Source organism: Nitratireductor sp. PBL-C9 (genome assembly GCF_050877045.1).
Lineage (GTDB): Bacteria > Pseudomonadota > Alphaproteobacteria > Rhizobiales > Rhizobiaceae > Nitratireductor > Nitratireductor aquimarinus.
In genome coordinates, this window is sequence record NZ_JBPAXW010000004.1 from 398,945 (window position 1) to 408,338 (window position 9,394).

Below are 9,394 nucleotides of genomic sequence, written 5' to 3' on the forward strand. Positions count from 1 at the left end.
CGGTATCGGGAGGCACGTTATGCGGCAGGACCACCGGTTCCCGGCACGAGGTGACGGGCGCGCAATTTTGCGACCCGCTTTTTTCATCAGACATCTTCGCGCAGGCACGGCAGCCATCACGCTCGCCATCATGGCGGGATTTGCGCTGCACGCACCTGCACACGCACAGGACGGCGCGATCATCCAGCCGGGCTTCATGGCCATGACGGGATTTCCCGGCACGGTCATTCCCGGTTTCGAAGAGGGGCTTCTGCCGGGTGTGGACCCGGTGGACGAAACCTTCATCGACACCGCTCGCGCCTCGCTGCGCATCTTCGACATGACCTGGCTCAGCGGCCCGCCGACCGGACAGGTGGTCTTTACGCCACCGCCCTTCGAGACACCGGCCTCCGAAATCGGTCAGGTGTTCGGCCTTGCCTATGATGATGGCAGGCGCGAAGAGACCACGGCCATCGTGCCCAATCTCTATGCCGCAGCCACATCCATGCACGGCCTCCAGATCGTTACGGAGGACGAGGATGAGGACGGGCGGCCCGAGCGGCAGCGCCGCGGCAAGGCCGGCGCCCGTTTCATGGACGGCCAGTTCGGTGAGAAGAATGGCGGCGGTCCCGGTTCGATCTGGAAGATCGACGGGATAACCGGCGCGGTCACACTGTTTGCCGATATCGACACCAATAGTGGTCCGGGCATCGGCAACATCGCCTTTGACCGCTCGCACCGCCAGTTCTTCGCCTCTGATCTCGACAGTGGCCTCATTCACCGCATCGATATCGACGGCAATCTGATCGACACATTCGATCACGGCGTTGACGGGCGACCGGCGCGCGGGCTCGATCCCGTGGCCGACGATGGCGCGGTGATGGACATTCAGGGCGCAGCCTTCGACACGGAAGAGCCGAAGAGCTGGGGCTACACGCAGGAAGAGCGCCGCATTTATGGCCTCGCCATGCATGGCGGACGCCTCTACTACGCGGTCGGCGAAGAGGCGGAAATCTGGTCGGTGGGCATTGCCCGTGACGGCGCATTTGCCGGCGATCCGCGCTGGGAGCTGACGGTGGAAGCCGAGGAAGAACTCCCGGTCACCGACATCGCCTTCGACACGCGCGGTTTCATGTATCTCGCCCAGCGCGGCGAGGTTGAAAACCGCTACGACTATTCCAGCTTTGCCGACAGCGGCGAGGCATCGGTGCTGCGCTACTGGCGCGAAAGCCCCGATGACCCGGAAACCGATAGCATCTGGGTACCGACGCCCCAGGAATATGCGGTCGGGTTTCCCGAACCCTATCGTCAAACGGCCGGCGGCATCGACCTGCAATACGGGTACGATGCCGAAGGCTTCTTCAACCGCAATGCATGCGCAAGCACGCTGGTGAAGACCGGCGACAGGCTGCGCGACAACCCTGCCCTTGAAGAACAGCTCATCGAAGGCGGGCCTCTTGCCGTTCACGGGGCGCAGCTCACGCGAAGCACCCTTGTGCGGCCGAAGAACGAACCGCCCTTCGGCTCCTGGTTTGCCGATTACGATGGTTTTTTCGAAGACCCCGAGGTGAAGGGCCATGTGGGCGACGTGGAGGTCTGGCGTCCCTGTGAGGGCCGCGCCGGCTACTACGAACCAATCCCCTATCCGGGTGAAATTCCCGTTCCCGGCTGGCCACCCGGCTTCCCGCCCCCCAACGATCTCCCGCCCTGTATCGAGCTGGAGACGGCAGCGTATTTCTGTACGCCGGCAGGGCTCGAAGCCGATCTTTACATCCATGACCGCGCCGGCATCGGCGGCGATACGCTTTCTGCCAAATCGCTGACGCCCGGCATCGACGTTTCCCCGTCCAGGCAGACGGTTCCCGGTCTGGCCACGCCGTTCACGCTCGGCATCAATGGCCATATCCCTGGTGAAACCGTCGATCTCGGCCTTTGCTTCTTCAGAAAGTCCGATGCCGATGCGGGTGGCTACTTCCCCTGTTGCAAGGTGACGTTGCCGCTTGAAACCCCGCTTGAATCCTGTGCGCCGTGAGGGAGGGAGAGATGACCATGTTCACCCATCCCGCCGAACGGATCACGTTCAACACCGTCATGGAGACGATCATGAAACCCCTTGCAGACAAAGCGCGCACGCCGCGCTGGCTGCTGGTGGCCGGCATGGCGCTCTCCACAGCGCTCATGCCGCTTGCCGGCATCGGTCAGGCCCACGCTCAAGGCCGTGTGCTTGAAGACATCGAAGTGCTTGAAACACCGGGCGACGCAGACGGCCCGCGCATCGAGCTCGAACCGAAAATGCCTGAAGTCGAGCCCGTGCTGACGCCGTTCCTCGAAAAGCGCGGAAGACAGCTTGATTGCGATTATGTGGAGTACCGCCTGCGCCTTGGCGTGCGCGGAGAACCCGACATGATTTCCCATCCGGGTCTCGGTGCATTCCTGTCCAATGTGAAATTCGAGTTCACGGACCAGCTTCCCGCCAATCTGGCGATCGTGGACGTGACATTCAGCGGCGATATCATCGGCGTTGGCGGCGTGCCGGTTTCACCTCATGTGGTGAGCACGACCGCAACCATGGACGACACGCTCACCCAGTCGGATTTCCATCTGACAGCCGCCGATCTCGACGGTGATGGCAGCCTGACGGAACGCGCCATCGACATCACCATCAAGGCGAAGATCGATCAGGCAGCCTTCCCCGCCATCGTCAATGTGGACAATCAGGCCAATGTGGCCGTGATCCGCACGGCGACAGGCAGCCTCGTGGCCAACATCCCGTCGCATGACCCGGCTCTGCCGGATGATGGCGACTGGAAAACCGGCGATCCGACAACCATCACCATCGACGTGACGGATTGCGAGCCGCCACCACCGCCTCCCCCGCCCCCGGGCGACGGGCCGGACGAGGCCTGTTTCTCGGTCGAAACCGGCGAGGTGGACTGTCTGCCCGGCGGCGGCGCCTATATCTATCGCATGGACGTGGGACCGGAGATGGCGGGCAATGTCGTCACCGTGACCTCGACCACGCCGGGCATCACCATTGATCCGCCAGATCAGGTGGTTCCTGCCGGCGGCGGCACGCTTGAATGGGAGATCACCGGTGCGCTTCCCGGCGATACGGTGCATCTGATCGTCACCGGCATCGAGACCTATGCGGGTCCGGCCGAGGGCGTTGGCCTGTGCTGTTCGCAGATGGTCGACATCGATATCCCGGAAGACCTCGAATGTCCGCCCGATGATGAAGGCGAACCCGACATCAAGGTCGAAAAACGGGCCGACGAAGGCGAATGCGAAATCGACGGTTCGTGCGATTTCACCATTCGCGTCACCAATGCGGGCGATGCCCCCTACACCGGCAAGATCGTGCTGGACGAGGTGACGACACCCGGCAATGCAACGGTGGTCTCCGGCCCCAACGCACCGTGGGTCTGCGCCCCGATGATGAGCCCGATGTCATGCGAGCATCCCGAAACCACGCTCGATCCGGGCGCTTTCGTGGAGCTCAAACTCGGCTTCCAGCCGGGGCCGGCATGGGTCTGGGGTGCAATCCGCAACTGCGCCGAATATGACTACACGGCCAGTGGCAAGGACCCGTTCGGTGATCCGACCAACGACAAGGCCTGCGCCTCCATCGCGATCTGCCTGCCGGGCACACCCGGCTGCACGCCACCGGATGACGACACGCCGGACATTGCCGTGCGCAAGCGCGCCGATCCTTCGATCTGCACGCCTGACGGGCTCTGCACCTATGTCGTCACCATCCTCAATGCAGGCGCAACGCCGATCAACGGCCCCGTCAGCTTCGTGGACACGTTCCCGGCTGGCGACGTCGCCTCGGCAGGCTTCAGCCCTTCGCCGCCCTGGATCTGTGCGCCGCTCGCCGGCAACATGTTCCAGTGCGATCATCCGGGACTGAATCTCGTGCCCGGCGCATCGACGGACATTCTGGTGACCACGGTGGTCGGCGACTATCCGACCAATGTGGTGGAAAACTGCGCGAAGGTGACGCCGCTTGAAGGCGAAACGAACCTCGCCAACAACGAGGCCTGCGCCACGGCGACCATTCCGGGCGTCCCGGAAGGCAAGGCGGAAATGCGCATCGAAAAGACGTGCGAACCCGTCCTGTCCATGACCACAGGCGTCGCCTGCCGCATCCGCATCACCAATGCGGGCACGGCCGCACCCGTCGGCCCGGTTCGGGTCAACGATGCAGCGGAAATCATCGGCAGTGGCGCGCCCGTCGACATTCAGACGGTTACGCCGGATGGTCCCGAATGGTCGTGCGGAGCGGTTCCGGCAGCGAACCTCACCTGCCAGATCCCCGGTGCGGTCATGACCCCCGGCGTCTCGCGTTACTTCGATGTGACGGTCAATGTCTCGACCAATGAGCGGTTCGAGAACTGCGCACGCGGTTCCTACGGCCCGGCTCCGGGAGACGACATCGTCTATCCCATCGGCGAGGCCTGTGCACAGGGCGGAACGCAGATCTCGGTCGAGAAGACCGGCGATGCCGAGTGCCTTATCGGCCAGCCGTGCCGGTTCCAGATCACCATCCGTAACGAGGGGCCCGCCTCCATCTCCGGTCCGGTTCGCATCGGCGATGCGCTTCGGGTCGAGGGTTTCGGCGGTGTTTCTGCACGGATCGTCTCGGTGAACCCGCCCTTTGGCTGCTCGCCGGAGCCGACCGAACTGCCATTTGCCTGTGAAACCGACCTTGCCCTTGCGGCCGGCGAAAGCCGCACGCATGAGGTGATCGTCGAACTGCCGGTGGATGGCGGTCTGGCCGACGAAGTGGCCAATGGCGCAAACGGGCTGAACTGCGCCGCCGTGATCGACCGTGAAGCGGATGTGCGCACCGCGCCTTCGCTCTCGGGCGCACCAGGCGGAGCAGAAGACGACCGCGCCTATGACTGCCATGACTTTAGGGTTCTGGCAGACGAGGAAGAGGACCAGCAATGTTCGCCGGGTCTCGTTCTCAACAATGCGGGGCGCTGTGTCTGTCCGGAAGGCACCACCTTCCGCAATGGCCAGTGCATTGGCGTGCAGACCGCGCCAGTGCCGCTGCCCACGCCGCGCCCCACACCGCCGCGTGAGCCTGATCCGAAGCCGCAGGCCGATCCCCGGCCGCAATGCCGGCTTCTGCCGGGGCAGATCCGCACACGGGATGGCCGCTGTGTCTGCCCGCGCGGAACACGCCTGACCAACGGGCGCTGCGTAACACCGCAGGTGGAGCGGGATTGCCCGCGCGGCACGACGGGCACACCGCCCAACTGCCGGCCGATCCGCCAGCAGTGCCGCCTGCTTCCGGGCCAGATCCGCACCCAGGACGGACGCTGTGTCTGTCCGCGCGGAACGCGGCTGGTGGCCGGTGCCTGCCGCAGGCCGGAAGTGCAGCGTCAATGCCCGCCCGGAACGACGGGGCGCTATCCCAATTGCGCGCCCATCGTGCGACCGCGCTGCCCGCGCGGCACGACAGGCACATTCCCGAACTGCCGTCCGGTCGTGCAGCGTCGCTGCCCGCAGGGCACAACGGGCAATTATCCGAACTGCCGTCCCATCGTCGCGCCCCGCTGCCCGCGTGGCACTGTCGGCACACCGCCGAACTGCCGCAAGATCCAGCAGCCGCAGACGAATGTGCCGCTTCGGGTGGTCCCGCAGCTCCTGCAGCCACGCAATGATGGCAGCCGGTTGCAATAAGCCGGTACGCGGAAAACGCCCCGCCGGTCCGCCGGCGGGGTTCTTCGAAAGATCGGCCTCTTCCAGCACTTTGAGACAAACGGCACAGGCCTGAGACACACGGCATGATGCGTGTTCGATAGAATGCGCTTTGGAGAACCCTCAGTCATGCGAAAAGGCTGCGGGTCTTTGGTGTTTCAAATTCAGGGGGAAGCAATGCGGCGCTCATCAACACTCGGCCTTCTGGCAGTTGTCGCTCTCGCCGGCTGTGTGTCCGAAAGCACAAGCCCCGGACCTTCAACCGCGCCTGTCGCGACACTTTCCGAAAGCCGCGACCCGATCATCGGCAAATGGCGTGTGGAACCGGCCGTGAGCACCGGCACCGACAGCTGCACCGTTACCTTCAGCGCCGGCAGTGGCGGAACCAGCGGGCGCGTGTCCCCATTCGCCTGCCATCAGGTGAGCGGTCTTGGCGGCCTTCACGGGTTCGCAGATGTCAACAAATGGGCGCGCGATGGCGACACCATCACCCTGTCGGGCATAGCGCAGCCCGGCATCGGCACGGTCTATCTGTCCCGCAATGGCAGTGCACGCCGTGCCGGCGGCGTGGTGGACGATGGCATCCGCTTCACACTGGTCCGCCAGTGAATGCCTGACGGAGGCAGGATCGGGTGCAGCGACTGCTTCCAGAGTATAACGGTTACCCCGAGCAACATTTCGTCATTCGCATTTTGGTTGAGAATCCGGCCATCTGCGCATGCGGCGGACCTGACCCGGACCGCCTGGCCGACGCCTCATCCGCCCTGCCGTAGGCGTCGGCCTGCCCGACAGCAGGCGATGGGCAACTACGTTATCGCACCAGTAGAATACGCATTCCAGTTGGGTAGCTTGGCGGCGCTGGCGGGCGAAATATCCGTCCTCCTGCCCCAAGCTCGAGGTCGCGGAACGAACCCTTTCGCCCGTCGGCACCCGGGATCCTGCGATGCAGCAACGCATTTGAAACTCAAGAGAAATTCGGAAGAGACCGGGAAAAGACCAACAAAATCAACGACTGAAAAGTCATTGGTGGACCCGAGGGGAGAAGAATTGAACCGCTTCTTCCAGACATTGGAAGATTGGGAATCCCATCTCGCACAACATGACCTTAACGGTTTGGAGTGCGAAAATGAAAAAATACGAAAGCAATAACAATAAGTTAGATAAGCCCAAGAAAAGTAAGAAAGACCCACCTTTTTCACTCCGCCTGACGTTTGAAGAACGGGCAAGGCTTGAAGAACTTGCCGGGGATGAGCCGCTTGGCTCCTATATCAAGCGCAAAGTCTTCGATGGCAAGGGAACCGGCAGAAAACGGGCACGCTCTCGTGTCCGGCGTCCTATCGAAGACGAGAAGAAGCTTGCTTACGTGCTGGCGCAGCTCGGTAAGTCGCACTTAGCAAATAATCTCAATCAACTCGCCAAATCCGCACATATGGGCACATTGCCTGTCATGCCCGATACAGAGCGCGACATTCGCCGTGCGTGCGCGGATATCGCCTTAATGCGGCGGGAATTGCTGCGGGCGCTCGGTCACCGCACGGATTCGGAGCCGTCATGATCCTCAAGGCCAAACCTCGCGGCGATGGACGTCAACTCGGTCGATACCTTCTCACCATGGGAGAAAACGAGCATATCGAAGTTTATGAAGTCCGGGGCTTTGTTTCCGATGATGTTGCAGGTGCGCTTTCCGAAGTGGATGCCGTAGCCAAAGGCACGAAATGCAGACAGAGCCTTTTTTCTGTCTCGCTCAATCCCCCGCCGAATGAAAATGTGCGGATTCAGACATTCGAAAAGGCCATTGAGGCTATCGAGGAAAAGAACGGTCTGAGTGGTCAGCCGCGTGTCGTCGTCTTTCATGAAAAGGAAGGGCGTCGGCATTGCCATGCTGTATGGAGCCGTATTGACGCCGAGACGATGACGGCGAAACCGCTCCCCTTCTTCAAGAACAAGCTTCAGGAAGTCTCAAAGCAGCTCTATCTCGAAAACGGCTGGCAGATGCCGCGCGGGTTGATCGACAAACAAAACCGCGATCCGCGCAATTTCACGCTCGCCGAATGGCAACAAGCCAAGCGCAGCGGACGCCATGCGGGCGAGATCAAGGGTCTGATACAGGAAGCCTGGGCGATATCCGATACGCGGCAATCCTTCTCTCACGCATTGGAAGAGCGTGGTTTCTATCTCGCTCGTGGTGATCGGCGAGCATATGCAGCCGTAACCTTCGAGGGCGAAGTCATCGCCATTCCCCGCGCTATCGGGAAAAAGACAAAGGATGTTCGAGAACGTCTCGGCAAAGCTGAGGAGTTGCGCAGCATCGAAGAAACCAGGCAGCGGATTGCGGAAGACATTCTGCCACGCATGAAATCCCACCTCGATGAAGCTCGGGGCAAAGCTCGCCTTGAAACAGGTGCTTTGAACTCTCGGCGCAGTGTGATGACGGTGACGTTGCCCCAGTGAATTAATCCAGGTTGAAGTAGGCTCTGGCCCCACGCGAAGGACCAGAGATGAAGCGCAACCGATTTTCCGAAGAACAGATCATAGGCATATTGAAGGAGCACGAGGCCGGTGTTCCGGTTGCGGATTTGTGCCGCAAGCACGGCGTCAGCAACGCCAGCATCTACAAGTGGAAAGCCAAGTATGGCGGCATGGACATCAGCGAGGCGAAGCGGCTGAAGACGCTTGAAGACGAGAACGCCAAGCTGAAGAGGCTCCTTGCCGACAGCATGCTCGACAACGCTGCGCTGAAAGACCTTCTGTCAAAAAAATGGTGACGCCCGCCGTCGAGCGAGAGGCCGTCGCACATCTCCAGATCGCGTTTGGAATGAGCGAGCGGCGGGCGTGCAAGATCCTTGGCTGTTGCCGCATGACGATGCGCTATCAGACCAGGAGAACCGAAGACGTGGTTCTGCGCGAGCGGATGAAGGCGATTGCCCATGAGCGGCGACGGTTCGGCTATCGACGGCTACACGTCCTGCTGCGCCGCGAAGGGCATGTGGTCAATCATAAGCGCCTGTTCCGCATCTACCGGGAAGAGAGGCTGTCGGTACGTCGACGAGGTGGCCGGAAACGGGCAATGGGCACAAGGCGGCCGATGCTGATCCCCATGGCCCCGAACGAGAGATGGTCGCTCGACTTCGTCTCGGACCAGTTGACCGACAGCCGGCGCTTCCGGGTCCTGACAATCGTGGATGACTGCACCCGCGAGTGTCTGGCCTTGGTCGCCGACACATCGCTCTCGGGTCTTCGCGTAGCCCGCGAACTGGAAGCGCTCCTGGCACGGCGCGGCAAGCCGAAGATGGCGGTCAGCGATAACGGGACCGAGTTCACCTCGAACGCCATCCTGGGCTTCGCTGATCGAATGCAGATCGACTGGCACTACATTGCGCCGGGAAAGCCCATGCAAAACGGCTTCATCGAGAGCTTCAATGGCCGGCTGAGGGACGAACTGCTGAACGAAACGCTGTTCCCGTCGCTCTCGCACGCCCGAGCAACTCTTCAGGCCTGGAGGAACGACTACAACCTCAACCGCCCACACTCCCGGCTCGGTTGGCTGACCCCGACCGAGTATGCCGACACCTTGAACCCGAAACGGGATCTGCCGCTCCGCTCGCTCGCGAGCTCCGCGTCAGACCCCGTCAATAGCCCCGGCCATATCGGCCAAACCCACCGCCAGAGTCTCCGTCAAACTGGATAAAACTTGGGGGCAACGTCA

The 9,394-nt window shown here is 62.0% G+C and carries 7 protein-coding genes; all 7 read left to right on the forward strand.

Translation table 11 applies throughout. From position 1 onward, the window contains the following. Positions 1–19 precede the first annotated feature (19 nt). The 7 genes from ACRTG1_RS11775 (at position 20) to ACRTG1_RS11805 (ending at position 9,376) form a co-directional block, all read left to right on the forward strand. Positions 20–2,011 (forward strand): hypothetical protein, encoded by a 1,992-nt coding sequence (locus tag ACRTG1_RS11775; protein WP_432516327.1) that lies wholly within the window; start codon positions 20–22, stop codon positions 2,009–2,011. A gap of 11 nt (positions 2,012–2,022) precedes the next feature. Beyond that, positions 2,023–5,670, forward strand: coding sequence for a hypothetical protein (locus tag ACRTG1_RS11780; RefSeq protein WP_432516328.1), 3,648 nt, complete (start codon positions 2,023–2,025; stop codon positions 5,668–5,670). Positions 5,671–5,865: 195 nt separating this feature from the next. Continuing rightward, a complete protein-coding gene (locus ACRTG1_RS11785) occupies positions 5,866–6,297 on the forward strand; it encodes a hypothetical protein (RefSeq protein WP_297563961.1) in 432 nt (143 codons plus the stop codon). Positions 6,298–6,486: 189 nt separating this feature from the next. After that, positions 6,487–6,837, forward strand: coding sequence for a hypothetical protein (locus ACRTG1_RS11790; RefSeq protein WP_432516329.1), 351 nt, complete (start codon positions 6,487–6,489; stop codon positions 6,835–6,837). After that, on the forward strand, positions 6,815–7,243 hold the full coding sequence (locus ACRTG1_RS11795; protein ID WP_432516330.1) for a hypothetical protein: 429 nt from the start codon (positions 6,815–6,817) through the stop codon (positions 7,241–7,243). The genes ACRTG1_RS11790 and ACRTG1_RS11795 overlap by 23 nt, the downstream gene beginning before the upstream one ends. Beyond that, complete coding sequence (locus tag ACRTG1_RS11800; RefSeq protein WP_432516331.1) at positions 7,240–8,139, forward strand: relaxase/mobilization nuclease domain-containing protein; 900 nt, start codon at positions 7,240–7,242, stop codon at positions 8,137–8,139. The genes ACRTG1_RS11795 and ACRTG1_RS11800 overlap by 4 nt, the downstream gene beginning before the upstream one ends. A 47-nt stretch (positions 8,140–8,186) precedes the next feature. After that, positions 8,187–9,376, forward strand: a protein-coding gene (locus tag ACRTG1_RS11805; RefSeq protein WP_432516009.1) for an IS3 family transposase whose coding sequence is annotated in 2 segments (ribosomal slippage) — positions 8,187–8,441 and positions 8,444–9,376 — 1,188 coding nt in all. Because the reading frame shifts where the segments join, the coding sequence is not laid out codon by codon here. Positions 9,377–9,394: the final 18 nt, after the last annotated feature.

Bases quoted from the DNA above. Each gene is read 5' to 3' on its own strand.
- ACRTG1_RS11800 (WP_432516331.1), top strand. From the start codon at position 7,240: ATGATCCTCAAGGCCAAACCTCGCGGCGATGGACGTCAACTCGGTCGA.
- ACRTG1_RS11775 (WP_432516327.1), top strand. From the start codon at position 20: ATGCGGCAGGACCACCGGTTCCCGGCACGAGGTGACGGGCGCGCAATT.
- ACRTG1_RS11795 (WP_432516330.1), top strand. From the start codon at position 6,815: ATGAAAAAATACGAAAGCAATAACAATAAGTTAGATAAGCCCAAGAAA.
- ACRTG1_RS11785 (WP_297563961.1), top strand. From the start codon at position 5,866: ATGCGGCGCTCATCAACACTCGGCCTTCTGGCAGTTGTCGCTCTCGCC.
- ACRTG1_RS11790 (WP_432516329.1), top strand. From the start codon at position 6,487: ATGGGCAACTACGTTATCGCACCAGTAGAATACGCATTCCAGTTGGGT.
- ACRTG1_RS11780 (WP_432516328.1), top strand. From the start codon at position 2,023: ATGACCATGTTCACCCATCCCGCCGAACGGATCACGTTCAACACCGTC.